The organism is Novosphingobium sp. BL-S-32 (genome assembly GCF_056857055.1).
This window is the reverse complement of record NZ_CM166476.1, coordinates 2,744,025-2,770,207: the sequence shown is the minus strand read 5'-3', so window position 1 is coordinate 2,770,207 and position 26,183 is coordinate 2,744,025. Positions and strand designations below refer to the sequence as shown.

The 26,183-nt window shown below is 65.9% G+C and carries 29 protein-coding genes; 20 read left to right on the top strand and 9 right to left on the bottom strand.

Annotated features, from left to right (window positions below; translation table 11 throughout):
• The 9 genes from AC1VVK_RS13135 (at position 1) to map (ending at position 5,577) form a co-directional block, all read left to right on the top strand.
• Entirely contained in the window at positions 1-210 is a 210-nt protein-coding gene (locus AC1VVK_RS13135; RefSeq protein WP_482903337.1) for a type II toxin-antitoxin system antitoxin, read from the top strand.
• Entirely contained in the window at positions 207-476 is a 270-nt protein-coding gene (locus AC1VVK_RS13130) for a hypothetical protein (RefSeq protein WP_482903336.1), read from the top strand. Before AC1VVK_RS13135 ends, AC1VVK_RS13130 begins: the two co-directional genes overlap by 4 nt.
• 97 nt (positions 477-573) lie before the next feature.
• Positions 574-1,152, top strand: a complete 579-nt coding sequence (locus AC1VVK_RS13125) for a hypothetical protein (protein ID WP_482903335.1) — start codon at positions 574-576, stop codon at positions 1,150-1,152.
• Between the two features lie 74 nt (positions 1,153-1,226).
• Positions 1,227-2,180: a right-handed parallel beta-helix repeat-containing protein gene (locus AC1VVK_RS13120; protein WP_482903334.1), complete on the top strand. Its 954-nt coding sequence runs from the start codon at positions 1,227-1,229 to the stop codon at positions 2,178-2,180.
• A 438-nt stretch (positions 2,181-2,618) separates the two neighbouring features.
• The gene (locus tag AC1VVK_RS13115) at positions 2,619-3,641 is read left to right on the top strand and encodes a zinc-dependent alcohol dehydrogenase (protein WP_132388858.1); all 1,023 of its coding nucleotides are present in this window, start codon (positions 2,619-2,621) and stop codon (positions 3,639-3,641) included.
• An 84-nt stretch (positions 3,642-3,725) separates the two neighbouring features.
• Positions 3,726-4,085 (top strand): hypothetical protein, encoded by a 360-nt coding sequence (locus AC1VVK_RS13110; protein WP_482903333.1) that lies wholly within the window; start codon positions 3,726-3,728, stop codon positions 4,083-4,085.
• A 63-nt stretch (positions 4,086-4,148) separates the two neighbouring features.
• Positions 4,149-4,433: a nuclear transport factor 2 family protein gene (locus AC1VVK_RS13105; RefSeq protein ID WP_132388854.1), complete on the top strand. Its 285-nt coding sequence runs from the start codon at positions 4,149-4,151 to the stop codon at positions 4,431-4,433.
• A gap of 146 nt (positions 4,434-4,579) precedes the next feature.
• A complete protein-coding gene (locus AC1VVK_RS13100; protein ID WP_482903332.1) occupies positions 4,580-4,792 on the top strand; it encodes a ParD-like family protein in 213 nt (70 codons plus the stop codon).
• Positions 4,789-5,577, top strand: coding sequence for a type I methionyl aminopeptidase (gene map, locus AC1VVK_RS13095; RefSeq protein WP_482903331.1), 789 nt, complete (start codon positions 4,789-4,791; stop codon positions 5,575-5,577). Before AC1VVK_RS13100 ends, map begins: the two co-directional genes overlap by 4 nt.
• A gap of 245 nt (positions 5,578-5,822) precedes the next feature.
• On the opposite strand, the gene ribA is transcribed toward map, so the two are convergent.
• The 8 genes from ribA to AC1VVK_RS13055 all read right to left on the bottom strand — a co-directional run bounded on the left by ribA (position 5,823) and on the right by AC1VVK_RS13055 (position 15,644).
• Positions 5,823-6,857, bottom strand: a complete 1,035-nt coding sequence (gene ribA, locus AC1VVK_RS13090; protein ID WP_482903330.1) for a GTP cyclohydrolase II — start codon at positions 6,855-6,857, stop codon at positions 5,823-5,825.
• Positions 6,858-6,880: 23 nt separating this feature from the next.
• Positions 6,881-7,669, bottom strand: a complete 789-nt coding sequence (gene xth / locus AC1VVK_RS13085; RefSeq protein ID WP_132388846.1) for an exodeoxyribonuclease III — start codon at positions 7,667-7,669, stop codon at positions 6,881-6,883.
• Between the two features lie 537 nt (positions 7,670-8,206).
• The gene (locus AC1VVK_RS13080) at positions 8,207-8,863 is read right to left on the bottom strand and encodes a LolA family protein (protein WP_132388844.1); all 657 of its coding nucleotides are present in this window, start codon (positions 8,861-8,863) and stop codon (positions 8,207-8,209) included.
• 74 nt (positions 8,864-8,937) lie between these two features.
• A complete protein-coding gene (rpmG, locus tag AC1VVK_RS13075; RefSeq protein WP_039391223.1) occupies positions 8,938-9,105 on the bottom strand; it encodes a 50S ribosomal protein L33 in 168 nt (55 codons plus the stop codon).
• 185 nt (positions 9,106-9,290) lie between these two features.
• Entirely contained in the window at positions 9,291-10,085 is a 795-nt protein-coding gene (ppk2, locus tag AC1VVK_RS13070; protein WP_482903329.1) for a polyphosphate kinase 2, read from the bottom strand.
• A gap of 18 nt (positions 10,086-10,103) precedes the next feature.
• A complete protein-coding gene (locus tag AC1VVK_RS13065; RefSeq protein ID WP_482903328.1) occupies positions 10,104-10,916 on the bottom strand; it encodes an undecaprenyl-diphosphate phosphatase in 813 nt (270 codons plus the stop codon).
• A 593-nt stretch (positions 10,917-11,509) separates the two neighbouring features.
• Positions 11,510-13,678, bottom strand: coding sequence for a M13 family metallopeptidase (locus tag AC1VVK_RS13060; protein WP_482903327.1), 2,169 nt, complete (start codon positions 13,676-13,678; stop codon positions 11,510-11,512).
• A gap of 154 nt (positions 13,679-13,832) precedes the next feature.
• Complete coding sequence (locus tag AC1VVK_RS13055) at positions 13,833-15,644, bottom strand: ABC transporter transmembrane domain-containing protein (protein WP_482905162.1); 1,812 nt, start codon at positions 15,642-15,644, stop codon at positions 13,833-13,835.
• Positions 15,645-15,908: 264 nt separating this feature from the next.
• Here AC1VVK_RS13055 and AC1VVK_RS13050 point away from each other — a divergent pair, with 264 nt between their 5' ends.
• The 5 genes from AC1VVK_RS13050 to AC1VVK_RS13030 all read left to right on the top strand — a co-directional run bounded on the left by AC1VVK_RS13050 (position 15,909) and on the right by AC1VVK_RS13030 (position 20,278).
• Positions 15,909-17,153 (top strand): polyhydroxyalkanoate depolymerase, encoded by a 1,245-nt coding sequence (locus AC1VVK_RS13050; protein WP_482903326.1) that lies wholly within the window; start codon positions 15,909-15,911, stop codon positions 17,151-17,153.
• Between the two features lie 207 nt (positions 17,154-17,360).
• Positions 17,361-18,014, top strand: coding sequence for a murein L,D-transpeptidase catalytic domain-containing protein (locus AC1VVK_RS13045; protein WP_482903325.1), 654 nt, complete (start codon positions 17,361-17,363; stop codon positions 18,012-18,014).
• Positions 18,015-18,091: 77 nt separating this feature from the next.
• The gene (locus tag AC1VVK_RS13040; RefSeq protein WP_482903324.1) at positions 18,092-18,700 is read left to right on the top strand and encodes a TetR/AcrR family transcriptional regulator; all 609 of its coding nucleotides are present in this window, start codon (positions 18,092-18,094) and stop codon (positions 18,698-18,700) included.
• 1 nt (position 18,701) lies between these two features.
• Positions 18,702-19,706 carry an XdhC family protein gene (locus AC1VVK_RS13035; protein WP_482903323.1) on the top strand — a complete coding sequence of 335 codons (1,005 nt, stop codon included), beginning with the start codon at positions 18,702-18,704 and terminating at the stop codon, positions 19,704-19,706.
• The gene (locus AC1VVK_RS13030) at positions 19,703-20,278 is read left to right on the top strand and encodes a nucleotidyltransferase family protein (RefSeq protein WP_482903322.1); all 576 of its coding nucleotides are present in this window, start codon (positions 19,703-19,705) and stop codon (positions 20,276-20,278) included. Before AC1VVK_RS13035 ends, AC1VVK_RS13030 begins: the two co-directional genes overlap by 4 nt.
• Here AC1VVK_RS13030 and AC1VVK_RS13025 read toward each other — a convergent pair.
• Positions 20,275-20,784, bottom strand: coding sequence for a YqgE/AlgH family protein (locus AC1VVK_RS13025; protein WP_207904727.1), 510 nt, complete (start codon positions 20,782-20,784; stop codon positions 20,275-20,277). The genes AC1VVK_RS13030 and AC1VVK_RS13025 overlap by 4 nt on opposite strands.
• A 153-nt stretch (positions 20,785-20,937) precedes the next feature.
• Here AC1VVK_RS13025 and AC1VVK_RS13020 point away from each other — a divergent pair, with 153 nt between their 5' ends.
• The 6 genes from AC1VVK_RS13020 (at position 20,938) to AC1VVK_RS12995 (ending at position 26,112) form a co-directional block, all read left to right on the top strand.
• The gene (locus tag AC1VVK_RS13020) at positions 20,938-21,633 is read left to right on the top strand and encodes a fumarylacetoacetate hydrolase family protein (RefSeq protein WP_482903321.1); all 696 of its coding nucleotides are present in this window, start codon (positions 20,938-20,940) and stop codon (positions 21,631-21,633) included.
• Positions 21,634-21,641: 8 nt separating this feature from the next.
• Positions 21,642-23,657: a TonB-dependent receptor plug domain-containing protein gene (locus AC1VVK_RS13015; RefSeq protein ID WP_482903320.1), complete on the top strand. Its 2,016-nt coding sequence runs from the start codon at positions 21,642-21,644 to the stop codon at positions 23,655-23,657.
• Positions 23,657-24,391, top strand: coding sequence for a metallophosphoesterase family protein (locus AC1VVK_RS13010; RefSeq protein ID WP_482903319.1), 735 nt, complete (start codon positions 23,657-23,659; stop codon positions 24,389-24,391). The genes AC1VVK_RS13015 and AC1VVK_RS13010 overlap by 1 nt, the downstream gene beginning before the upstream one ends.
• A 61-nt stretch (positions 24,392-24,452) precedes the next feature.
• Positions 24,453-25,019: a (2Fe-2S)-binding protein gene (locus AC1VVK_RS13005; protein WP_482903318.1), complete on the top strand. Its 567-nt coding sequence runs from the start codon at positions 24,453-24,455 to the stop codon at positions 25,017-25,019.
• Between the two features lie 13 nt (positions 25,020-25,032).
• A complete protein-coding gene (gene arsC / locus AC1VVK_RS13000; RefSeq protein ID WP_482903317.1) occupies positions 25,033-25,377 on the top strand; it encodes an arsenate reductase (glutaredoxin) in 345 nt (114 codons plus the stop codon).
• Between the two features lie 102 nt (positions 25,378-25,479).
• Positions 25,480-26,112 (top strand): class I SAM-dependent methyltransferase, encoded by a 633-nt coding sequence (locus AC1VVK_RS12995; protein WP_132388816.1) that lies wholly within the window; start codon positions 25,480-25,482, stop codon positions 26,110-26,112.
• Positions 26,113-26,183: the final 71 nt, after the last annotated feature.

The window sequence follows — 26,183 nt, the reverse complement described above, 5'->3', positions numbered from 1 at the left end:
ATGGCTAGCCCCGGAAAGAAGGCATTTCCGCTGCGGATCGATCCGGCGCTCTACGCCGCGCTCGAACGCAGCGCGGCGGCCGATTTCCGCTCGGTGAATGCGCAAGTTGAAGTGCTGCTGCGCGAGGCGCTGGCCCGGCGCGGCGTCAAGCTGGCGGCCAGCGAGCCCGCAAAGCGCGGACGCCCGCCGAAGCAGGAGGATGAAGCATGATGGACAAGGCTCCAGAGGACGGCGCGTGGTTCGCCCCCAAGCGCTTCGGCTATGGCGCCAGTTGGCCGATCGCGTGGCAGGGCTGGCTGCTGATGGTCTGCTACTTCGGCGTGCTCGGCGGCATCGCCCTGCTCGACAAGACCGGCACCATCGGCGGACGCGCCGGAGCCTTCACCTTGTTCCTTCTGGCAACCGGCCTGTTCCTCATCATCGCCGCCCGCCGCACGCGCGGCGGCTGGAAATGGCGCTGGGGCGAGCAGGATTAAAAATCGGAAACTCGGCGAGCCGTTTAAACGCCCGTCAATTCTTCCGGTCGATGACTACCGATCGCACCAATGCCCACGTTCTTCTTGGCCAACATCCATGACATCACGTTCCAACCGCACCCGTCAAATGTTCGCAGATCGCTTCGAAGCCGATGGAACTTCGTTTCTGTACCGGAGCACGATCAAGGCAGCCCCCATCCGCGTAACGCGGGCCGAGCGGGACCGCTTCGTCGACGATTACAATCGCCACGCGCGATATGCGACTTGGAGCGTCGCCGTCGCCACGGTCCTGCTTATAGGATTGCTGGCACTGCTGATTCCGGTTGCAGAAAGCCCAATCCCCACAGTCGCCATATGGGTCGGTTTCACGCTCATCATCGGGGTTTTTGCAGTGCTCCAGCGGCGAGCCTGGAATGCACCGACCCGCGAACTCGAATTCCGGCCAACGGCCGGCGCAGCGCCGTCCCCCGAAGACGTTCGTCGTATCGCGTTCGCCAAAATGACTTATGGGCGGCTGGGCTCGTCGGTTCTCGTCGCCGTGGGTATTACGGTGAAATATTTGGGGAGGGGCGCTCTGCACGGCAGGGGCGTCTTTTGGCTAATCATCCCCGGAGGCCTGCTCGCCACTGCCGGAATTCAGGCCCTCCGCAAGTGGAACTATGAGCGCAGTCGGTAACGAGCTTGTCCCGCAAAGAGACGCTGCCAAAGTGACTTGCGCCAACCTTCGCGCAAGTCGCTAGACTCGCTTCCATGAACCGTCTCGCCCGAATCGCGCTTGCGATCCTGCCGCTCGTCGCCCTGCCCGCTTCGGCGTCGCAGGCCCAGAATGCGCCTACGACCGCACCCTACACGGTGGCCGAAACCGGGCGCAGCTACGTCCGCTTGCAGGACGCCGTGGATGCCATCGGCGATGGGCGGGGTACCATCCGTTTCGCCTCGCTGCGCTTCGCCGACTGTGCGGTGCAGTCGAAGGGCGAGATCACCTATCAGGCCTCCGTCCCCGGCCAGTCGATCCTCGACGGCGTCGCCTGCGAGGACAAGGCGGCGCTGGTGCTGCGCGGGCGCGGCGCGCATGTCGACGGCATGGTCTTCGCCAACATTCGCGTGGGTGACAAGAACGGCGCGGGCATCCGGCTCGAACACGGCAACCTTACCATCTCGCAGGCATGGTTCCGTGACAGCGAGCAAGGCCTGCTCACCGGCGAGGACCCGCAAGGCACCGTCGCCATCGACAAGTCCACGTTCAGCCGCCTCGGCACGTGCGAGGGCTCGGGCTGCGCGCATTCGATCTATGTCGGCAACTACGGCGCCCTGACCGTCACGCGCAGCCGCTTCGAAGCGGGCACAGGTGGGCATTACCTCAAAAGCCGCGCGGCGCGGATCGATGTGACCGGCAGCAGCTTCGACGATTCGGCCGGGCGCGGCACCAATTACATGATCGACCTTCCCGACGGCGCCACCGGGCGCATCGCCGGCAACTGGTTCGTGCAAGGGCGCGACAAGGAGAATTATTCCGCCTTCATCGCCGTCGCAGCCGAGCATCGCAACCATACCTCGCAAGGGCTGGTGGTGGACGGCAACAATGCGCGCTTCGTCCCCGCACTGGACCGCAAGAGCGCGTTCGTCGCCAATTGGTCGGGCGACGCGATCAAGCTGGGTGCCAACAATCTCGGCCCCGGCCTCGTGCCGTTCGAGAAGCGCTGACGCCCTCGTCCAGCCAAGGCGCGTACATGGCAGTGCCCGAGCCGTAGACGCCGGCTTCATCGCTTCGTCGCCCCCGCGAAGGCGCGGGCCCCGCTTGCTTGAGACCTCTCGTCCCACGCTAAAGAAGCGGGATCCCCGCCTTCGCGGGGATGACGGCTGGATTTCAGGGGCGGAAAATAGGTCTTCCCAACAACGGAACCCGAATTTATCGGCGTCCCCCCGGGTCATCTGTCGCAAGGTTGAAACACTCCGGACCGCCCGCCATGCGGCGCCTCGCCCATTTCTGTTGCCTTGCCTGCCCCTTGACCTAAGAATGTCGGCGAATGGGTCGCAGACTGCCCGGGCCTGATTTTCGCAGCCTTTCCAAGACGAAGCTGCCCGGCGTTTTCCGAAGCCCGCGAATCCCCCCTCGCGGCGCGAAAGCAAGGAACAGATCCGATGCAGACCATGCGCGCAGCGATCGCGCGGGCATACAAGGCCCCGCTCACGATCGAGGAAGTGCCCATCCCCACCCCCGGCCCCGGCGAAGTGCTCGTCAAGGTCGTGGCGAGCGGCGTGTGCCACACCGACCTTCACGCCATCGACGGTGACTGGCCGGTCAAGGCAGCGCTGCCGCTGATCCCAGGGCACGAGGGCGTGGGCCATGTCGTCGCGCTGGGCGAAGGCGTCACCGATCTCAAGGAAGGTGACGCGGTGGGCGTGCCGTGGCTGCACCACGCCTGCCGCGCCTGCGAATATTGCGAGACCGGCTGGGAAACGCTCTGCGAGAAGCAGGCCAACACCGGCTACTCCGTGAACGGCGGCTATGCCGAATATGTGATCGCCGCCGCGCCCTTCGTCGGCCGCTTGCCCGCCGATGTCGATTTCGTCTCGATGGCGCCGATCCTCTGCGCGGGTGTCACCGTCTACAAGGGCCTCAAGGAAACCGAGGCGCGGCCCGGCGAGTGGGTGGTCTGCTCCGGCGTCGGCGGGCTCGGCCACGTGGCGGTGCAATATGCCAAGGCCATGGGTCTCCACGTGATCGGCATCGACATCGGCGAATCGAAGCTGAAGTTGGCGCGGGACCTCGGCGCCGATCTCGCCTTCGATGCCACCGATCCCGAACTGATCGCGAAAGTCACGCGTGAGACCGGCGGCGGCGCGCATGGCGTACTGGTGACGGCCGTATCGCCCCCGGCCTTCTCGCAAGCCATCGCCTGCGCCCGCCGACGCGGCACTGTCAGCCTGATCGGCCTGCCACCGGGTGACTTTCCGACCCCAATCTTCGACGTCGTCCTGAAGCGCATTACCATTCGCGGCTCGATTGTCGGCACGCGCCGCGATCTGGACGAGGCCATCGCTTTCGCCTCGCAAGGCAAAGTGAAAGCAAGAGTCGCCGCGCGGCCGCTGGAGGACGTGAACGATGTGCTCGACGCGCTGCGCCACGGCAAGATCGACGGCCGGGTAGCGTTGACGCTCTGAAAACGGGGCGGCGGGCGCGCGCGAGCACCCGCCGCTTCACCCGACCGACTTGCGCCGCGCCCGCCGAAGCACTAGCTCGGGCCTATGGGAACCGCGATTTCCTCTCTCCTGCGCTTCCGCCTTTGGGCGGTGCTCCTGCTGGCCGCGATCGGCCTTCAGGCGGGCGAGCCGATTCGCGCGCCCCTCGAACGCATCCACGGTTCGGCGTTCAGCGCCGCAACCATGGAACTCGCGCTCGCCTCGCAGCGGCGCGGAGATACATCCGCGACGCAGCAGGTCCCGACACCGCCCCCGCCTCCGCCGGTGGTTGTCGAAACCGAGCGGCTGCACCTCGCTGCCGCAGAGCCCGCCAGCACCTCGCGCCGGCACTTCGAAGCGCGCGGACCGCCGCCGCGCTCGCACCCGGCCCGCCTGCCCGACAGCACTGCACCGCCCTTCGCCTGATCCGCTTTCCATCGGGCGCGCTTCCGCGCGCCCATACCGAATGCTGATTCAGGATCCAATTTCATGTCCGCTACAGAAACCGACGCCCGCGATCGCATCGCGGCGCTGCTGAAGGGCTATCCCGCCCTCGACGAGGCCGAATTGGCCGAACTCAACCACCTGTTCACCCGCAAGGCCACCGCGCTCGACCTTGGCCTGCTGGCCGGAGATCCCGCGATCGCCGAGCAATTCCGAACCTACCGCACCGAACACCACGACCGCTTCAAACCGAGAGACATCGGCAAAGTGGCGTTCTTCGTGGGTGCGGCAGCCGCCGTTGTCGGCACGATCATCTTCATGGTCCCCTGACGACGGCTGTCGGGGCGCGGGTTCCCTACCCCACACCCGCCCGCGCCCCGGCTTTTTGTTTCGATCCGAATGCCTCAAAAGCCACCCTTGGCAATTCGCCATACGGACCATATACGGTCCATATACGAATCGCATATGGAGGCCCCGTGGGCATCGTAAACATAGATGACGATCTGCACGATCAACTGCGCCGGACAAGCAAGGTATCGTGCCGCTCGATCAACGCGCAGGCTGCTTATTGGATCAAGGTCGGCATGCTGTGCGAGACCAATCCGACGCTGAGTTTCTCGGAAATCATGGAGCGTGAACTCAACGCGGCCGGAGTTGCCGCCCCGCCGCCGGGCTTGATCGACGCATGACCAAGGCCCCTTGGGAACTGGCGCTCATGGCGGAAGCCGGCCAGCTTCTGGCATCGGTTTTCGGGCTGCTGGACCGGACCTCGCTGATCGGCAAGTCCACCCTTCAGATCGACGAAATGGTCGAGCGCTTCATTGTCGACGACCTGAAGGCGCGCCCCGCGAGCAAGGGCCAGTACGGCTACGGCTTCGTGCTCAATTCCTCGGTGAATCACGTGGTCTGCCACGGCGTTCCCTCGCAATCGGACGTGCTGCGGGACGGTGACATCGTCAATTTCGACATCACGCTCGAAAAGAACGACTACATTGCGGACTCCAGCAAGACCTACCTTGTTGGCGACGTGCATCCGGCCGCCCGGAAGCTGGTTCAGACCACGTACGACGCCATGTGGGCGGGCATCCGCACCGTTCGCCCGGGCGCGCGGCTGGGGGATATTGGCTGGGCCATCGAGCGCCATGCCAAGCGCCATGGCTACTCGGTAGTGCGCGAATATTGCGGGCACGGCATTGGCCGGGAGATGCATGAGGATCCGCAGATCCTGCACTTCGGAAAGCCGGGGACTGGGCTCACCTTGCGCGAAGGGATGGTTTTCACCATCGAGCCGATGCTCAATCGCGGTCGGCGGAGCGTGAGAACCGAGGCTGACGGCTGGACCGTGGTGACGCAGGACGGTTCGCTTTCCGCACAGTTCGAACACACCGTGGCGGTTACGGCATCGGGCGTTTCTGTGCTGACGCTGCGTCCCGAGGAACGGGACATGGTGGGCAAGTTGAAGGCAGTCGCCTGAGCGGCGAATGTGGCGCTACAACGCCATTCTGACAGCTACCCGGAAACCAATTCCCTCCAATCCGTCATCCCCGCGCAGGCGGGGATCCCGCTTTTCTTTGCGCCCGACGCTGAGGCCTCCAAGAAGCGGGGCCCCCGCCTGCGCGGGGGCGACGGGGTTTTCGTTTGTAACGGCGGGTTGTGACCACCCATCCGGATGGCGATGGCTCTATCGCTAAGCCCCCAGCCCGCAAATAACCGTTATCGCTAGAGAATGTGCCCCGTACGGTCCCGCTTGGTATCCAGATAGCGAGCGTTGTGCGGATTGGGCGGCAGCTTGTGCGGCACACGCTCGGCCACTGTCACGCCCACGCCTTCCAGCGCGGCGACTTTGGCCGGGTTGTTGGTCATCAGCCGGATCGCGTGAACGCCCAGCACGTCCAGCATCCGCGCCGCCACCGGGAAGTCGCGCGCCTCGGTCGGCAAGCCTAGGCGGTTGTTGGCATCGACCGTGTCGAAGCCCTGATCCTGCAACTGATAGGCGCGCAGTTTGTTGACGAGGCCGATGCCGCGCCCTTCCTGCCGCAGATAGAGCAATACGCCCCAACCGCCGTTCGCGGCCTCCTCCGCCATTGCACGCAGCGCTGCGTCCAGTTGCGGGCCGCAGTCGCACTTCAGGCTGCCGAGGATGTCGCCGGTCAGGCATTCGGAATGGAGCCGCACCAGCGGTGCGCGGTCGCCGTCCTGCGTGCCGATCACCAGTGCGATATGCTCGCGAAGGTCGTCCAGCGCGCGGAAGGCGACGATCTCGGCATCCTCCGCCGCCGCGACGGGCAGTCGCGCGCGGGAGGCGATGACGAGGTTGCCCGTCTCCTTCCACGCAGCGAGATCGGCAGGCGTGACTGGCTGCGCCTCGCCTACCGGCTCCGGGGCGATGAGGAAGGCAGGCAGGATCCCGGCGAGCCGTGCCAGTTCCATCGCCGTGCAGGCCGCCTCGCCATCGTCGATATGTTCGGCCGCGAACGGGCCTTTCATCGGATGGACCAGATCGAGCGCAGGATCGGCAATGGCGCGTGCTGCGGCCAGATCGAAAGGCTCTGCCGCGCGGATCAGCACCGGCGCCTCCGGCACGGCCGCCTCCCGCTGGTTGGCCAGCTTCAGCGTCACCGCCCGCGCCGCCGAGATCAGCATGCGCGGCGCGGTCACGCCGGGCGCGAAGCCGGTTTCGGCAGGCAGCAGCACGGAATGCTCGCCCACCCGGATCGGCCAGCCATGGCGCAGCGCATCGAGCGCCAGCGCCACGCGGCGGGAAGAGCCCTGCTCGCTCAGAGTTCGAACTCGGTAATCAGCGGCACGTGGTCGCTCGGCTGCTCCCAGCGGCGCGTTTCCTCGACGAAGCTGTGCGCGCGCGCCTGCTTGGCAAGGTCGGGGGAGGCCCACATGTGGTCAAGGCGGCGGCCCTGGTCCTTCTGGCGCCAGTAGCTGCGGTAGGACCACCAAGAGTAATTGCGCTCCGGCGCGGGGATGAACTGGCGGCCGAGGTCGACCCAGCCGTGCGCATCCTGAAAGCGGGTGAGCGTCTCGACCTCGATGGGCGTGTGGCTGACGACCTTGAGCAGCGCCTTATGGTCGTAGACGTCCGATGCCAGCGGGGCGATGTTGAAGTCGCCGACTATCAGCGTGGGCCGATCAATCTTGTCCGCCCAGCGCGTCATGCGCTCCAGGAAGTCCAGCTTCTGGCCGAACTTGGGATTGACCGTGCGATCGGCAATGTCGCCGCCGGCGGGGATGTAGACGTTTTCGAGGATCAGGCCCTGCCCTGCGCCTTGCAGTTCGACGCCGACATGGCGAGCCTCGCCATTGTCCTGCCAGTCGTGGCGGCTGAATTCGGTGAAGGGCACCTTCGAGACGGTGGCGACGCCGTGATAGCCCTTCTGCCCATGGATCGCGCGGTGGGTGTAACCCAGGCGCTCGAACATCTCATGCGGGAAGAGATGCTCGGCGACCTTGATCTCCTGAAGGCAGAGGACGTCGGGGGCCTGCTCGGTGAGGAAACGCTCTACCTGATCGAGACGCAGGCGGACCGAGTTGATGTTCCAGGTGGCAATTTTCATGGGCTTGGCTTTAGGGATGCCACCCGCGAATTGCCAGAGGTGCGCATGACGCATGGGCGGTCGAGGAAGAAAAAAGGAAGCGGGGCCCCCGCCTTCGCGGGGGCGACGGCGGTTTTAGATTTCGAACGCTTTACGCGGCGCTAACGGTTTTCGGGTCGAATTTTTAGTCCAGCCGGAGCGAGAATGCTGCCGATCGAGAACCGGAGCGGAGCGGCCTGAATGGCCGTGAGCACCGGAAGCGCAGAGCGGTAGCGTTCGCAGCCCGGCTAGGCGGAAAAGGCGACCCGAAAAAACAAAAACCCTCGGTCCGGGGGCAGTGGACCGAGGGTTCCTGTAAGCGTTCGTCACGCTAATATCAGAGCGGTTCACTCAGGAGGCGTGGGCAACAGGGGGGAAACCCGCCTCGAACCGTTCTGACCATTCCTATGTAGGTACTCTTGGCTTGCTGCCAAGTGAACGAACTGAAGGATTCTGTCGCACTTTGTCGCTCTGAGGGGGCAAATCACGACCAAGCGTTTCCCCCTATCGACGAGTTCCTCAGCGCCGCGAGGCGGGGCGGGGGTCGGTCCAGCGGAAATCGTTGTCGGTCACGGGCACGCCGTAGCGGTGGTTGGAAAGCGCGATCGTCGTGCGCTGATTCTGCGAATCGAGCGCCACCCAGTAGCTCAGCTCCAGCCCGCCGGGCGCGGCCGAATTGCGCGTGAAGATCAGGGTGATGATGCCGTATTCGGGGTGCCCGCGATCGCGCACTTCCACCGAGATGACATTGGGATTGCCGGTCGGGCGGACCGTGCCGAACTTTGCGACATCGCGATTCGGGTCAAGCAGCGCGCCCAATGGGCTGTTGCCGATCGGCCAGCGCTGAACCTGATTGACTGCATAGTCGACCATGGTCAGCGCCTTGCCGTCTCCGACGATGAGCAGGCGGGCGCTCTTTTCGTACTGGAAGCGGATCCGGCCGGGGCGCTTGAGCGTGAGCTGGCCGCGGACCGACTGGCCGTTACGGTCGGTCTGCACGAAGTCGGCCTTGACCGTCGTGATCGCGCGGAGCGCAGCCACGGCCTGGTCAAGCTGCTCCTGCTCGGCGGGCGATGCCGCCAGCGCAGTGCTTGCCGGAAGGAAGGCAGGAACGGAAAGCGCGGCCAAAGCGGCCGCGCCAACGCAAGAGCGAAAGATCTTGAAGGTCCGGGTCATAAGGCTCCCATTGGGTTCACAGCCTTGAACCGCACCTGAAGCATTAGGTTCCGATTCGGACCGGAACCCGTTGCTTACTTGATCTTGGCTTCCTTGAACTCGACGTGCTTGCGCACGACGGGATCGTACTTGCGGAAGTTCATCTTCTCGGTCGTGTTGCGCGGGTTCTTCTTCGTGACGTAGAAGAAGCCGGTGTCGGCGGTCGAGACAAGACGGATCTTGACGGTTGCGGGCTTCGCCATGGCGGTTTCCTGTATCTCTCGTTTCAGCCGCCCTGGCAGGCCGGCGTGTCGTTGAAAAGCACAGGGACAGCAACCAGGCCGTCCCTCAAGGCTGGGCCCCTTGCGGTAGATACGCCCCAGAGTCAAGGGGCCGGAGTGATTCGGATGCCGCTTTACGGGCTTTCCGAACCGCGATCCCTCCGCCGTCAGTCGATGTCGAACGGCTTGATGGGCTTGAGCACGCCGAACTTCTCGGTGAAAGGCTCGTGCCCCAGCTTGTCCATCTGGATCGTCATCGGATCGACCTTGGTATCGGGAAGACGGTCGAGCAGGTCGCGCACCAGTGTCAGACGGCCACGGCGCTGGTCGTTGAAGTCCACCACCGTCCACGGCGCATGCTTCTTGTGCGTGGCGTCCAGCATGGTTTCGCGCGCCTTGGTGTAATCCTCGTACCGCTCACGCGCGGCAACGTCGATCGGCGAGAGCTTCCAGCGCTTGAGCGGATCGATCAGGCGTTCGTGCAGCCGCTCCTCCTGCTTGTCCTGATCGCAGGAGAGCCAGTACTTGAACAGCAGGATGCCGTCGTCCACCAGCATGCGCTCGAACACCGGCACTTGCTGGAGGAATCGCTTCACCTCGCTGGAGGTGGCGAAGCCCATGACCTTCTCCACGCCCGCGCGGTTGTACCAACTGCGATCGAACAGCACGATCTCCCCGCGCGCGGGGAGATGTTCGATATAGCGCTGGAAATACCACTGGCCGCGCTCCCGCTCGCTGGGGGCGCCCAGGGCGACGGTGCGGCACTGGCGGGGGTTCAGCTGTCCGGAGACCGCCTTGATCGCCCCGCCCTTCCCTGCGGTGTCGCGCCCCTCGAACAGGACGACGAGGCGCACACCGGTGGTCGAGGCCCAGCGGGCCATGCCGACCAGTTCCTCAAGCATGGGCTCAAGCAGGTTTTCGTAATCCTTGCGACCGAGTTTCTTGTTCTTGTCCTCGGCCATATTCGGTCAGCCCTTTGTTCAGACCCGCGAGAGAAGGAACACCGCGAGCGCGCCCACTACAATACGATACCATGCAAAAGGCGCAAAGCCCGAGCGGCTTACAAATGTCATAAAGGCCTTGATGACCACCAGCGCCACCACGAAGGCAACTGCGAAGCCGATGCCGATCTGAGTCCAGCCGACCGGGCCGGTGCCCGCCATCAGTTCGTGACGCGCGCCGAGCAGTTCCAGCGTGGTCGCGCCCAGCATTGTCGGCACGGCCAGGAAGAAGCTGAATTCGGCGGCGGTACGGCGCTCTACGCCCATCGCCAGCGCGCCCATGATCGTCGCGCCGGAGCGGCTGACACCTGGGACCATGGCCAGACACTGCGCAAGGCCGACGCCCAGGCAGGTCATGGCCGGAAGCTGCGCCACGCCGCTGGGCGCGCCGGGCTTGGCAACGCGCTCGATGCCGAGGATGGCGATGCCGCCCACGATCAGCGCCCAAGCGACGACCATCGGCTGGCCCAGCAGCCCCTCGATATAGTGCTTGAGCAGCAGGCCCAGCACGGCAGAGGGCAGGAAGGCCAGCAGCACGTTGCGCACGAAGCGGATCGACACCGGGTCCAGCTTGAGCAGGCCCGCGCCCACCGCCCAGAACGTGCGCCAGAACTGCACGATCACGGCCAGGATCGCGCCCAGCTGGATGACGATGTTGAACGTCGCCCACTGCGCGGCGTCGAAGCCGAACAGTTCAGTGGCGAGAATGAGATGCCCGGTCGAGGAGACCGGCAGAAACTCGGTGAGGCCCTCGACAATGCCGAGGAGGATAGCGGTAAGGGTCAGGTCCATCGGCGAGAGGTCATGCCGTACGGGCAGGCCAAGTCAAGCGGGTCCGTGCGACGTGACGGTTTATAATCGTTCGGAAAATGCGCTTGGGCGCAAATTGGGTGGATTGGGGCTGGTTGAGGCGCGTGGGAGCGGTGTTGTGGATGGCCCGGCGTTGGGGTCATTTCCCCTCACCGGGATGACGGTGATCCGAAAAGGTCCCCGTCCGCCCGTCACCCTGAACTTGTTTCAGCGTCTATCGGGCCGATAGCGCGGTGCTGGAGATTATGGCCGAGAGGGCGGCGCGACCGGCCACGCCTCGGCATTGGCTGCTCGATGGATCCTGAGACAAGTTCAGGATGACGGGGTGTGGGAGGAAACATCATTCTCCAGCACACCACCGCTCCGCCCATCCCATCCCGCCCATCCCGCTCAGGCTGAGCTTGTCGAAGCCCCCTGAGGCGTGGCGCGAGGCCTCCCATCCTTCGACAGGCTCAGGATGAGCGGTGTGTGTGGGGGGCGGGATGCGTGGGGGAAGTGCGCGCGCTCCGCTCAAAAACAACACGGCCCGACCCGGACAAATCCGGATCGGGCCGCGCAGTGTCATGTAAACCGAATTACCAGATGCGCACGCGATCCGCAGGCGCCTGATAGAGCTTGTCACCCGGCTTCACGTCGAAGGCCTTGTACCATTCGTCGAAGTTACGAACGAGGCCGTTGATGCGGTAGTGCGCGGGCGAGTGATAGTCGGTCTTGAGCTGCTGGCGCACCGCTTCCTCGCGGTACTTGCTGCGCCAGACTTGCGCCCAGGCCATGAAGAAGCGCTGGTCGCCGGTCAGGCCGTCGATCACCGGGGCTTCCTTGCCGCCGAGCGAGAGCTTGTAGGCGCGGTAGGCCAGGCTGAGGCCGCCAAGGTCGCCGATGTTCTCGCCCATGGTGAGCTTGCCGTTCACGCAGGTCTTGCCGTCGTCATAAGGGCAGAAGCTGCTGTACTGGGCGGCAAGGCGGTCCTGGAGCTTCTGGAAGTTGGCCTTGTCCGAAGGCGTCCACCAGTCGCGCAGGTTGCCCGAGCCGTCCGACTTGGCACCCTGATCGTCGAAGCCGTGGCCCATTTCGTGGCCGATCACCGCGCCGATGGCGCCGTAATTGACCGCCGCGTCTGCCGAGACGTTGAAGAACGGCGGCTGGAGGATCGCGGCGGGGAAGACGATCTCATTGAACGAGGGGTTGTAGTAGGCGTTGATCGTCTCGGGCAGCATGAACCACTCGGAACGGTCGACCGGCTGGCCAAGGCGGCGCATCTGGTCGCCGTTCGCCCAGGTCTGGGCCGCCATCAGGTTGCCCAGAGGATCGGTGGCCGAGAACGTCAGCCCTTCATATTCCTTGAACTTGGCGGGGGTGCCGATCTTCGGGGTGAAGGCGTCAAGCTTGGCAACGGCTTCCTTGCGGGTTTCCGGGCCCATCCAGGCAAGCTGCTCAAGGTTGGACGCCATCGCCTTGCGCAAGTTGCCGACCAGCGATTCCATCGCGGCCTTGGCTTCGGGCGGATAGTACTTAGCGGCATAGATCTTGCCGAGCAGTTCGCCGGACATGCCCTCGACCGCCGTAATGCCCCGCTTCCAGCGCGCGCGCTGTTCGGGCTGGCCGCTCATGACTTTGCCGTAGAAAGCGAAGTTGGCATTATCGATGTCGCTGGGCAGCACGGAGGCGTGGCTGCGCAGGAACTGCGCGGCAAGCCAGGCCTGCCAGGTGGCGACGGGCACGGTCTCGATCAGCTTCGCGGCTTCGGGCACGCCGCCGCCGAACAGCGCGGCAGCCTGGGCGGGATCGATGCGCGCGGTCTTCAGTTCCTCGGCCGTCGGCGGCATCTCGTCCACCAGCACGTAAGTCGCCTTGCCGGCGCCCATGGTCTCGATGAACGAGCGCAGCAGGCCGGGCGAGGCGAGCCCCTCGAACTCGGCCAGCGAGAGCTTGTTGTAAGTGAGGTCCGGGTCGCGGCTGGCAGCGCGGTCCCAGTCGGCCTGCGCAAGGCGCGTCTCAAGCGAGAGCACGGCCTTGGCCGAAGCGGCGGGATCCGTGTAACCGGCCTTGCCGAGCAGGAAGGTCAGGTAATCGAGATACTTGGCGCGGATTTCCTGCGAACGCGGGTCGTTCTTCAGGTAGTAATCGCGATCCGGCAGGCCCAGCCCGCCCAGGCTCACTTGCAGCGCGTTGACGTCGCTCTGCTTGGCATCGGGGCCGATGCTGGCGTCCAGCGGCGAGGCAAAGCCCGGCGCCGCGAACAGCTTTATCAGGTCTGCAGGCGTCTGCGCGGCGAAAATACGCTGCAAGTAAGGCTGCGCCGGAGCGAGGCCCGCCTTGTTGATCGCATCGACGTCCATGAACGCCTGATAGGCAGCCGCCACGCGCGCGGCGTCGCTGCCGGGGGCCGGATGCGAGGCGACCAGCTCGTCCATGATGCCATGGAGGCGCAATTCGGACAGATTCGCCAGCGCGGCGAACGAGCCCCAGTTGGTGCGATCCGACGGAAGCACCACGGCATCGGCCCACTTGCCATTGACGAAGCGGTCGAAGTCGTCACCCGGCTTCACGCTCTTGTCCTGCCACTGGGTCTGGATGCCCGAAGCGCCCCACGAGACCTTGGCCGGGTCCACTTCCATCGGACCGGCAGTCGCGCTGACCGCCGTGACGGCAGGCGCGTCCTGCGCGAAAGCGGGAGCCGCGACGAGAACGAGTGCGGGGACGAGCGCCGTGGTAGCGAGCGCCCTCAGGAGGGTGCGAGGCATGAACAAGCCTTTCCGAGGTATGACACGCATGGATCATGCATGAGGACGGGTGCGGGCCAGAAAGACCCGCCAATCGGCGCAACATAATTGCCAGATTTGGTAATGCCAGCCCTCTGATGCTGTTTGTCGGCCCCGATAAGACGTTCGTCGAAAGTCAGCCTTCCGTCGTGAAAGCCGGGGAACCGGATGACAGCGGGGCGGCGTGCATGTCGAATTGCAATGCGGCCAGCCGCGCATAGAGGCCGCTGGCGCGGGTCAGGCTCTCGTGCGTGCCTTCCTCGACGATGCGGCCGCCGTCCATCACGATGATACGGTCGGCCTGACGCACGGTGGCAAGGCGGTGGGCGATGACCAGCGTGGTACGGCTGCGCATCAGCCGGTCGAGCGCGTCCTGCACCAGCCGCTCGCTCTCGGCATCGAGCGCGCTGGTCGCCTCGTCGAGCAGCAGGATCGGCGCCTCGCGCAGCAGCGCGCGGGCGATCGCCAGCCGCTGGCGCTGCCCGCCGGATAGCCGCGCGCCGTCCTCGCCCAGGAACGTATCGAGTCCCTGCGGCAATGCCCGCAGGAACTGCTCGGCATTGGCCGCGCGGGCCGCTTCCCAGATCGCCTCGTCATCGGCGGCGGCATTGCCGTAGCGCAGGTTCTCCCGCGCGGAGGCAGCGAAAAGCACGCCCTCCTGCGGCACCAGCGCGATGCGGCGGCGCACTTCCGAGGGATCGGCGGACGTCAGCGGCACGCCGTCGATCTTGATGGCACCGCTCTGCGGATCGTAGAAACGCTCGGCCAGCTGGAACAGCGTCGATTTGCCGGCACCCGAAGGGCCGACAATGGCGACCGTCTCGCCTGGCTCCACCGTCAGGCTGAAGTCATGCAGCGCGGGCATGTCCGGCCGTGCCGGATAGCGGAAGGTCACGCGCTCGAACGCGATCTTGCCGCGCGCAGGCTCGGGCAAGGCCTGCGGCCGTGCCGGCGGTGCGATCGAGGGACGTTCCCCCAAGAGTTCGGCAAGGCGGCTGGCCGCACCGGCCCCGCGCACAAGGTCGCCGTAGACCTCGGTCAGCGAGCCGAAAGCGCCCGCGACAATGCCCGCCGTGACGACGAAAGCGGCGATAGTGCCGCCGCTGATCGCCCCTTCGGCAACCGAGATCGCGCCGCGCCACAGTATCACCGTGATCGATCCGAAGATCAGGAACATGATGACGGCGGTCATCGCCGCGCGCAGGATGATGCGGCGCTTGCCGGTCTCGAAGGTCCGCTCCACCGTGGCGGTGAAGCGATTCATCTCGTGGCCTTCCTGATTGAAGGCCTGAACCACGCGCAGCGCGCCGAAGACCTCGCTGGTCATCGCGCCGATATCGGCCACGCGGTCCTGACTCGACCGCGCAACGGCGCGCAGGCGGCGGCCGAACGCGGCGATCGGCACGATCACCACGGGAATGGCGATGACAAGACCGAATGTCAGGTGCGGCGCCAGCATGAACAGGTAGATCACCCCGCCCACCGCCATGATCGCATTGCGCAGCGCCACCGAGACAGTTGTGCCCACCACCGTCTCGATGATCGAGGTATCGGCGGTCATGCGCGAGGCGATCTCCTTCGGACTGTTCTCCTCGAAGAAACTTGGCGACAGGGTGACGAGGTGGCGCTGCACCCGCAGACGGATGTCGGCGACCACGCGTTCGCCCAGCCAGGAGACCGAATAGAAACGTATCGCTGTCGCGATAGACAGCACGGTCACGGTGCCCATCAGCATCGCGAACCACCAGCGGATTGCCGAAGGATCGGCGCCTTTCGCGAATCCCTGATCGACGATCTGGCGGAAACCGTAGGGAATCGCGAGAGTCGCGGTGGCCGTGGTGATCAGGGCAGCGCCGGCAATGGCCATCCGCCCGGGATAATGAAACAATTCCCGCCAGACCATGCCGAGCGCAGTCAGGCTTTTGCGCCGAGGCGCCTCGTTTTCCATCGTTTCGGCGCCGCTGGGGTGCGCCTTGCCCTGTTCCGGATCGGCCTGCATGGCCAGCGCCTTATCCCTTTGCCGCGCTCGGGAAAAGGCCCCCGTCGGATGAAGGATAAGCGATCTGACGGAACCCGAGATCGGCAATAGCGCCGAAATGAATCGACATTGCCGCATTGCACAAGAGGCGTTTCGAGCCCAGATACACCGCAACACCCACGGTAGAGTGGCCCGAAAGAGGCTGACAGTGGCGTCGCGGTCAGGAGAACAGCCTTGCTTTACAATGCCTACGAACTGCAACGCACCATGCTGAGCGGCGCCGCCGCCTGGGCATCGGTGGGCGCGGAACTGCTTTCGAATCCCTCCACGCCTTTCGGTTACTTCGGATTCGGGACCGTCATGGCCTCCGCACTCGACGTTTTTGCCCATGCGACAATGTCGCGCGGCAAGCCCGAGTTCGACATCGAGGACGTGACCGTAGGCGGCAAGACATTCCCCGTCACCGAGTCGATCGTGCTCCACCGCGCTTATGGCAACCTGCTGCGCTTCGATCACCCCGGCCTGCCGAAGAACGCGCCCAAGCTGCTGATCGTGGCCCCGATGAGTGGCCACTTCGCGACACTGCTGCGCGGGACCGTCGCGCGCATGCTGGAAGGCTGCGAGGTCTACATCACCGACTGGGCCGACGCGAAGCTGGTGCCGACGAGCGCCGGGCGCTTCGATCTTGACGACTATATCGACTACCTGATCGCCTTCCTTGAGCACATCGGCCCCGGCACGCACATGCTGGCGGTGTGCCAGCCCTCGGTCCCGGCGCTGGCGGCAGCGGCGATCATGGGCAAGCAGGGCCATCCCTGCCGCCCGGCCACGCTGACGATGATGGGCGGCCCGATCGACACCCGCGAGGCGCCCACCAGCGTCAACGACGTTGCCATGGACCAGCCGCTTTCGTGGTTCGAAAACAATGTCATCGCCACCGTGCCGCTGACTTACCCGGGCGCGGGCCGCAAGGTCTATCCGGGCTTCCTCCAGCTTGCCGGGTTCATGGCGATGAACCTCGGCAGCCACATGATGAGCCACTACGGCATGTTCAAGCATCTGGTGGACGGCGACGGCGAAAGCGCGGCCTCCACCAAGGCGTTCTACGACGAGTACCGCGCCGTCTGCGACATGACCGCCGAATATTACCTGCAAACGGTGGAGCACGTGTTCCAGAAGCACTCGCTGCCCAATGGCGAATTCTTCCATCGCGGCGAGCGGATCGACATCGGCGCGATCCGCGATACCGCGCTGCTCGCGGTTGAGGGCGAGCGCGACGATATCTCGGGCATCGGCCAGACCAAGGCCGCGTTGCACCTTGCCACCAGCCTGCCGGAGGACCGCAAGCAGTACCTCCTGGCCGAAAGCGTGGGCCACTACGGCATCTTCAACGGCAGCAAGTGGCGCACCCGCATTGCCCCGGTGGTGGAAGACTGGATCCGCCAGCACCAGAAAAAGCCTCTGAAGGTCGTCGCCTGACGCATCGCTCCGGGCCTCCTGCGCCGATCGGCGCGGGAAGCCCGGGGACACAGGATGCAAATTTTTCAACCTGTTAAAGCCCACGACTCGCCTTATCGGTGAGACGTTTTCTGGGCGCGACGACCCGTTCGGTATCCGGGAACCACCCAGACGACTCTTATGGCGCCATTAACCTAAATCGGTTAGTCTACGCCGATGGAACACACGTTGGGTCGGCGTGCTGTCCTCATGGGCGGATTGGCAGCGGGGGTAAGTCTCACGCTCCCCGCGCGCGTGCTGGCAGCAGAAAACACTTCAGTTAACGCAACTGCCGGATACGGCGTAACGCCGCTTATCCAGACGCCTTACGAGCGCCGAATTCTCGAAGTCGCCGCAAGGCAGGTGCAGCGCGTCCAGCCCAGTCTCTGGCGGACCGATCTGGTGGGCATCGCCGATTTCGCGCAGCCTTCGTGGAAGCCTCGCCTGCATTTCGCCAATCTGGAGAACGGCTCGGTCCGCTCGTTCCTGCTCGCGCATGGACGCGGTTCGGATCCGATGCACAGCGGCTGGCTCCAGAGCTTCTCCAACCTGCCCGGCTCCGAGGCCACCTCGCGCGGGGCCTTCCTCACGTGCGAGTGGTATCAGGGCAAGTACGGCACCTCGATCCGCCTCAAGGGGCTAGACACCGATAACTCCGCCGCGCTGGAGCGGGCCATCGTCATGCATCCGGCGTGGTACGTCGATGCCTCGCTGATTTCCAAGTGGGGCAAGATCGGCCGCAGCGAAGGCTGCTTCGCGATGAGCACCGAGGACTTCAACGAGGCGCTTATCCATCTTTCCGGCGGGCGCCTGCTGTTCTCCGATCGCATCGGCGAAGGTTGACGGCCCGCGCGGCAAGTACCGGCCCCGCGTTAGACCCCAAGTTAGACAGGGCCGCACAGGGGTGTTACGGATCTCTCATGGATGGACATCTAGCGGGGTTCAGGAAAGACGCGCCCACTGACGCGCGGCAGGTGCGTTCGCGCAAGGCGCTGAACGCAACCATGCTGGCGCTGCTGGAAGAGCGGCCTTTCGATCAGATCACCATACGTGAAATCGCCGCGCATGCCGGGATCGGCTATGCCACTTTCTTCCGGCACTATCCCACCAAGGAAGCGCTGCTGGGCGATGTCGCCTCGGAAGAGATCGCCGGTCTTCTGGAAATGACATTGCCCGTGCTGCGCGATGCCGACAGCTTCGAATCCACGCTGGCGCTGTGCCGCTATGTCGATGCCCACCGGCCGCTGTGGTCGGCCCTGCTCGCGGGCGGCGCCGCCGCCATCGTGCGCGTGGAGTTCATCCGGCAGGCGCGCGGGCTGGTCGGTCAGGTCGACGATCCCGTGCAATGGCTGCCCGCCGATCTTGGCGTCGTGCATGGCACCGGTGCGACATTCGACATCCTTGCCTGGTGGCTTGGCCACGGCCCGGACATGACACCAGAGGCAATCGCGCCGATCCTGCACCGGCTGGTGATCGCACCGCTGCTGGGGGACAACGGCCGGGCCGAGGCGCGCGCCGTGGTCGGCTGAGATGGTCGCGGCCGAAACCCTCGGCGAAATCGCGAATGCGGACTGGCCGCTGTTCGGCTGGATCGATGATATCCGCGCGCCGCTTGCCGCCGCCCGCGCCGCCGGACTGCCCTGCGTTCTCGCCACGCTCTATCGGGTCGAAGGCAGCGCCCCGCGCGGGCCCGGCGCCCAGATGCTGTTCACCCCAACCCCCGACGGCACGATCGACGCGAGCGGCTACTTCTCGGGCGACTGCATCGAGGGCGACGTGGCCCATCACGCCGCCGAGGTGCTGGCCGATGGCCGCCCCCGGCAGCTGCACTACGGGATGGGCAGCCCGTGGATCGACATCCGCCTGCGCTGCGGCGGCGCGCTTTACCTGCTGCTCGAACGTGTCGCGCCCGATTGCCCCGCTGCGGCCGACCTGCTCCGCCATGCCGCCGAGCGCCGTCCCTGCCGCTGGCACAGCGACGGTACGCAGCGCCGCGTCACGCTGGACGATGGCCCCCTGCTCGAATGGAGCGCCGAGCCCTTCGCACTGTCCCGCCGCCATGATCCCCCGCGCCGCCTGATCGTTTCGGGCGGCGACCCCGGTTCACTTGCGGCTGCCCGGCTCGGCGCGCTGGCCGGGTTCGAGACGGTGCTGGTGCGCCCCGACGGCCCCCGCTCGCCGCCGCCCTTCCCGCTTGCCCGCTACATGCGCATGAGCCCGACCGACGCGCTGGGCGAACTCGGCGTTGACCGTTGGACCGCCTACCTTGGCGCCACGCATGAGGACCACCACGATCTTGGCGGCTGCCTTAACGCTCTACGCGGCAGCGCCGGCTGGGTTGGCATGATCGGCGCGAAATCACGGACTGCCGGACGGATCGCCGCGCTGAAAGCCCTTGGCGCAACCGAAGAAGAACTGGCGAGGCTGCACCTTTCGCCCGGCGTCATCGGGCTCGGCAAGTCGCCCTTCGAAGTGGCGACGGGCATCCTTGCCCAGATTATGCAGGCGATGAACCCCGGCAGCGAACGGGCGTGAGCGAAATCGCCGCTTATATCGCAATCGTCCTGGCGGCCGGGCGCGCCAGCCGTTTCGGCAGCGACAAGCTGGCCGCCCCGCTCGACGGTGAGCCGCTGCTGTTCCACGCCATCCGCGCCGCCCGCGCCGCGCCCGTCTCGCGCGTGATCGTGGTCGCCCGGTCGGGGCTCGAAATCGGCGACTGGCCGGGCGAACCAGCTGTCGAAGCGGTCCGCATCGAGAGCACGGAACTGTCGCAATCGCTCAAGGCGGGGATCCGGGCCGCTGCCGGAACCCGAGGCGTATTCATCTTCCTCGGCGATATGCCGCAAGTCCCGCATGGAGAGGCTGCAAGGCTGGCCGCGCTGATCGGTGACGCCCCCGCCGCCCTGCCTCGCCACGAAGGACGGCCCGGCCACCCCGCCCTGCTCTCCGCGCGGCTATTTCCGGAGATCACGGCATTGACCGGCGACGAAGGCGCCGGGCGACTGCTGCGCGCGCGCGAAGACGTGGTGTTCGATGAAGTGAGCGATCCGGCGATCCTGCTGGACATCGACCGCCCGGAAGATCTCGCCCGATTGCAGAAAAGCTAGGCCCGGCCCGTCTCGCTGGCGAGCAGCGAGGGATCGATGCCCTCCGCCCGCCAGCTGGCGCTCCAGCGGGCATCGACCGGGGTGTCGAAGAGTATCTCGGGATGCGGATCGGCGGCGTACCAGCCGTGGTGGCGCATTTCGCCTTCAAGCTGGCCCGGTCCCCAACCGGCATAGCCCAGCGCCATCAGCCACTGCTTCGGCCCGCGCCCGGCGGCAATCGCGCGCAGTACGTCCATCGAGGCCGAAAGCGCGCAGAGCGGCTGCACTTCGAGCGTGTCCGCCCCGCCCCAGTCGGTCGAATGCAGGATGAAGCCGCGTCCGGGCTCGACCGGGCCGCCCTCATGAACCTCGCAATTCGGGGCCTTGCCGGGATCGATGTCCAGCTCTTCGAGAATATCGTGGAAGCGAACGCCGTCGCGCAGACGGCCGATGCCGATGCCCAGCGCGCCGTTTTCGTCATGCACGCACATCACGCTGACCGAGCGTTCGAAGCGCTGGTCGAACATGCCCGGCATGGCGAGCAGCAGCCGTCCGGCAAGGTATTGTTTCTCGGTCACCCGGCGAATGTAAGCGCTTGGGCGGGGACGGCAAGGCGCTTGGCGCTTTTCGTACAGATCGAACAACTCTATGCCATGCCGAAATCGAGGAGTGACATGGTCGTGAGCCTGCTTTTTCAATTGCCCGAAGGCCCCGCCGTTGCCGTACGCGGCGAAGAAGCCCGCTATCCGGTACGACGGATCTTCTGCGTAGGCCGCAATTACGCCGCGCATGCCCGCGAATTGGGCAACGCCGTCGACCGCGAGGCGCCGATCTGGTTCACGAAGGCCCCCGCCGCGCTCTGCCACGCTCCCGCCCGGATTCCCTATCCGCCCGGCACGCAGGATTGCCACTACGAGATGGAACTGGTCGTCGCCATCGGCGGCTCCGGCTTCAGGGTCGCGCCCGAGGCGGCGATGGATCTCGTCTACGGCTATGCTTGCGGGATCGACCTCACGCGGCGCGACCTCCAGAACGCGGCCAAGGCCAAGGGCTATCCGTGGGATACCGGCAAGGACTTCGAGAATGCCGCCGTGATCGCCGCGATCACCCCCGCAGCCGCCTTCGGCGCACCGGCGGCACAGCGCATTTCGCTCGCGAAGAACGGCGCGGTGAAGCAGGACGCGCCGCTGGACGAGATGATCTGGTCGATCCCCGAACTGATCGCCGACCTTTCGCGCCTTTATCACCTTGCGCCGGGCGACCTGATCTACACCGGCACGCCGGCAGGCGTTGGCCCGATCGCGACCGGAGACCGACTCGAAGGCCACGTTGAGGGGCTGGAACCGCTCGTTCTCGATATCGCGCCAGCCGAGTGAGGCCATCCATGCGCGGCGTCCTGCGCCATTCGCTGCTTTCGGGCGCGTCGTTGCTTGCTGCGCAGCCGGCGCTGGCGGAAGACGCCGGTGATCAGCCGACCAGCCCGATCATCGTCACCGGGCACGGGCTCGATTCCGGCCCGGCGACGCCTGCCTACGACGTGCAGACGATCGACCGCGACGCCGTGACCGCCAGCGCCTCCGGCCGGATCGAGGACGTGCTGTCCTCAGTCGCGGGCTTCTCGCAGTTCCGCCGTTCGGACAGCCGTTCCGCCAATCCGTCCGCACAGGGCGCCAATCTGCGCGCGCTCGGCGGCAATGCCGCGAGCCGCACGCTGGTGCTGCTGGACGGCGTGCCGGTGGCCAACCCCTTCTTCGGCTACATCCCCTACAGCGCGATCGCGCCCGAGCGGATCGGCTCGGTACGGGTGACACGCGGCGGCGGTTCGGGGGCATTCGGATCGGGTGCGGTGGCGGGCACCATCGAACTGCTGAGCGCGGGGCCGACCGAGATCGGCACGCTTCAGGGCAGCGCCCTTGTCGACGACCGGGGCGAAACGCAGGCCTCGCTCACCACCGCGCCGAAGCTGGGCGAGGGTTTCGTGGTCGTCAGCGTGCAGTGGGATCGCGGCGACGGCTTCTGGACGACGCCGAAGGACCAGCGCGTCCCCGCCTCTGCCCGCGCCGCTTTCGAGAGCCTGTCGGGCTCGCTGCGCGCCGTCGCCCCGCTCACTGCGGATGTCGAGGTTCAGGCGGCCGTGCTCGCCTACGACGATTCGCGCACGCTGCGCTTCAAAGGCGCTGATTCGACCTCGAACGGACAGCAGGCCTCGCTGCGGTTCGTCGGCCGAGGCGACTGGCAGTTCGACGTGCTCGGCTATGTGCAGGCGCAGGACTTCTCGAACATCGTCATCAGTTCGACGAACTTCAAAAAAACGCTCGACCAGCACAGCACGCCCACCACCGCAGTCGGCGGCAAGGCGGAACTGCGCCCGCCCATTGGGGAGGATCACGTGCTGCGGATCGGTACCGACGTGAAGCTCGCGTCGGGTCACTTGCTGGAGCTGCCCTATTCGACCGTGACCGGCCTGCCGACCGCCGTGCGCCATGCGGGCGGTGACCAGTCCGACCTTGGCATCTATCTGCAAGACGACTGGACGCTGGGCGATCTAGTGCTCACCGCCGGAGCGCGGGTGGACCGCTGGACGATCCGCAACGGCTTCTACCGTCAGGCCTCGCCCGGCGGCGGGGTGACGCAGGACGATACTTTCGCCAATCGCTCGGGCTGGGAAGGCAACGCGCGCGGCGGCCTGGTGTGGAAGGTGGCCAAGGCCGTGAGCCTGCGCGCCGCTGCCTATACCGGCATGCGCCTGCCGACGCTGAACGAACTCTACCGGCCCTATGTCGTGTTCCCGGTGACGACCAATGCCAATCCGGACCTCAAGCCCGAACGCCTGCGCGGCTACGAGGCGGGGATCGATGTCACGCCGATCCCGGCGCTCACACTCTCGCTGACCGCCTTCGACAACAAGCTGAAGGACGCCATCGCCAACGTCACCGTGGCCACCAATGTCCAGCAGCGGCAGAACGTCGATGCGATCCGCGCCAAGGGCATCGAGGCCAGCGCCGCACTCGCTCTGGGCACGGTGCGGCTGGACGGATCGCTGGCGTGGACCGATTCCAAGGTGGAGGCGACAGGTAAGGCGCTCGACGGGATGCGCCCGGCACAAGTGCCCAAGCTGGCCGCCAGCGCCACGCTCGCCTGGTTGCCGCATGAAGGCTGGCGCTTCGCCGCCACCGTCAGCCACACCGGCGCACAGTACGAAGACGATCTGGAGCAATACGTACTGCCTGCCGCGACGACGCTCGACGCCTATGCGCAAGTGCCCATCGCCGGCCCCGTCTCGCTGGTGCTGCGCGGCGAGAACCTGACCGACGAGACCGTGGTGACCCGCAATCAGGCCGGCTCGATGGACCTTGGCGTGCCCCGCACGGTCTGGGCCGGTGTGAAAGTCATGCTCTGATGAAAGTTGCCGTCCTCTCCGACATCCACGGCAACTTGCGCGCGCTCGACGCGGTGCTGGCGGATGCGGAACGGCGCGGGATCGGGCGGATCGTCAATCTGGGCGACATCCTCAGCGGCCCGCTCGATCCAGCGGGGACGGCGGACCGGTTGATGGCGCTAGGCCTCGAAACCATTCGCGGCAACCATGAGCGGCAATTGCTCGAACTCTCGCCCGAGCGGATGGGACTTTCGGATGCCGCAACCATCGACCGGCTGGAACGGCGCCACCTTGAGTGGCTGGCCAGTCTGCCCGAAACGCTGTGGCTGGAGCCCGATCTCTACGCCTGCCACGGCTCGCCGGGCTCGGACCTTGAGTACCTATTGGAAACGGTCGATCCCGAAGGCTGCCGCCCAGCGCGCGAGGTGGAAATCACCGCGCGCTTGCCTGCCATAGCGGCACCGATGATCCTTTGCGGCCATACCCATCTGCCGCGCGATGTACGGCTGGCGGACGGGCGGCAGGTGGTCAATCCCGGCTCGGTAGGCCTGCCAGCCTATGCCGACGATCACCCTTTCCCGCATGTGATGGAGACCGGCACACCGCACGCGCGCTACGCCGTGATCGAGCGCACGGCAGAGGGCTGGACTGTCGAACTCATCGCCGTCGCCTACGACTGGCACGCAGCCGCCGCCGATGCCTCCGCTGCGGGGCGCGACGACTGGGCCCGTGCGCTCCTGACCGGACGCGCATGACCGTGGACAGCCCATTGTTCCGGGGCTGGAATCCCGCCTCTGCCATAGTTAAGGAAAGCCGATGGCGCGCCTGACCCTTAACGAGCATCCGGTCGAGATCGACATGGATCCGCAGACGCCGCTGCTCTGGGCCCTGCGCGAAGGCGCCAACCTGACCGGCACCAAGTACGGCTGCGGCACTGGCGATTGCGGGGCCTGCACCGTCATCGTCGACGGTGCCGCACTGCGATCCTGCCTTGTCACGCTGGGTGAGTGCGAGGGGCGATTCGTCACCACCATCGAAGGGCTCTCGCAAGACCGGTCGCACCCGGTGCAGCAGGCCATGGTAGCCGAGCAGGCCGTCCAGTGCGGCTTCTGCACGCCGGGCATCGTCATGGCCGCCGCCGCGCTGCTCGGCCGCAATGCGAATCCGTCGGAGGCCGAGATCGGCACCGCCATTCCGAATCTCTGCCGCTGCGGCGTCCATCCGCGCCTGCTCTCGGCCGTCCAGCGTGCCGGGCGCGTGATGCGGCGCGAGGAAACGATCAGCGCTGCGCCCGCCTCCGGCATCGCCCCGCAGGACGCGGCGCGCGCGGTTCCGGCGCTTGGCCGGGAACCTGGCGGCGCTCTCACCACTTCATCTGAGTAACGAGGAAAAGCCCATGAAGGCCACCATCTGGCACAACCCCAAGTGCGGCACATCGCGCAAGACGCTTGCCGTGCTGGAGGAAGCGCCCGGCGTCGAGGTCACCGTGATCGAATACCTCAAGACCCCGCCGAGCGCCGAAAAGCTTGCGCAGCTCTACAAGGACGCGGGCATCACGCCGCAGCAGGGGCTGCGCGTGAAGGGTACCGACGCCGCCGAACGCGGCCTGCCCGAGGCGGACGATGCGACGGTGCTCGCGGCCATGGCCGCCGAGCCGATCCTGATCGAACGCCCGCTGGTTGAGACCGAGAAGGGCGTGCGCCTGTGCCGCCCTATGGAAAAGGTCCACGAGATTTTGTAATTGCTCTGCAACATTGCCTAGCGGCTTGCTTGCAATGTGCACCCCGATCTGCCACGCCTTCGCCCTTCGCAGGACGACAACAACGCGAGAGTCTTCGCCAGCATGACCAGTACCGAGCTTGCCCGAGAGGCGCTCCCCGAGCGAATCAAGCGAAAGATCAAGCACAGCCTCGGACCTTGGGGTGTGTTCATTGAAGGGTTCCTGCGCAACCCGGTGATGGTCGGTTCGATCGTCCCCTCATCGCGCTTCACCATCAATCGCATGTTGGCTCCCGTCGACTGGGCGAACACCAAGCTGTTCGTCGAGTACGGCCCCGGCGTCGGCACATTCTGCCGCCCGGTGCTGGACCGACTCGGCCGCGACGCGCAGCTCATCGTGATCGACACGAACCCGCTGTTCATCGACTATCTGCGCCGCACGATCACCGACAGCCGCTTCATCGCGGTGCTGGGATCGGCCGCCGACGTCGAGGACATCGTGCGTGCGCACGGGCATGAAAAGGCGGACTACGTGTTGTCGGGGCTTCCGTTCTCGACCCTGCCTGACGGTGTCGGCCCGGCGATTGCCGCCGCCACTTACCGCGTGATCCGCAAGGGCGGCGCATTCCTGGTCTACCAGTTCACGCCCAAGGCCAAGAGCTTCATGGCGCGCCACTTCAAGCGCATCGATGACGCCATCGAGCCGATCAATGTCCCGCCCTGCTTCATGTGGTGGGGTTGGAAGGACGAGGACTGAGACGTCCCGCTTCGGCAAGACAAACAAAACAAAAAGGCCGGCGCTCCACGCGCCGGCCTTTTTGTTTGTGG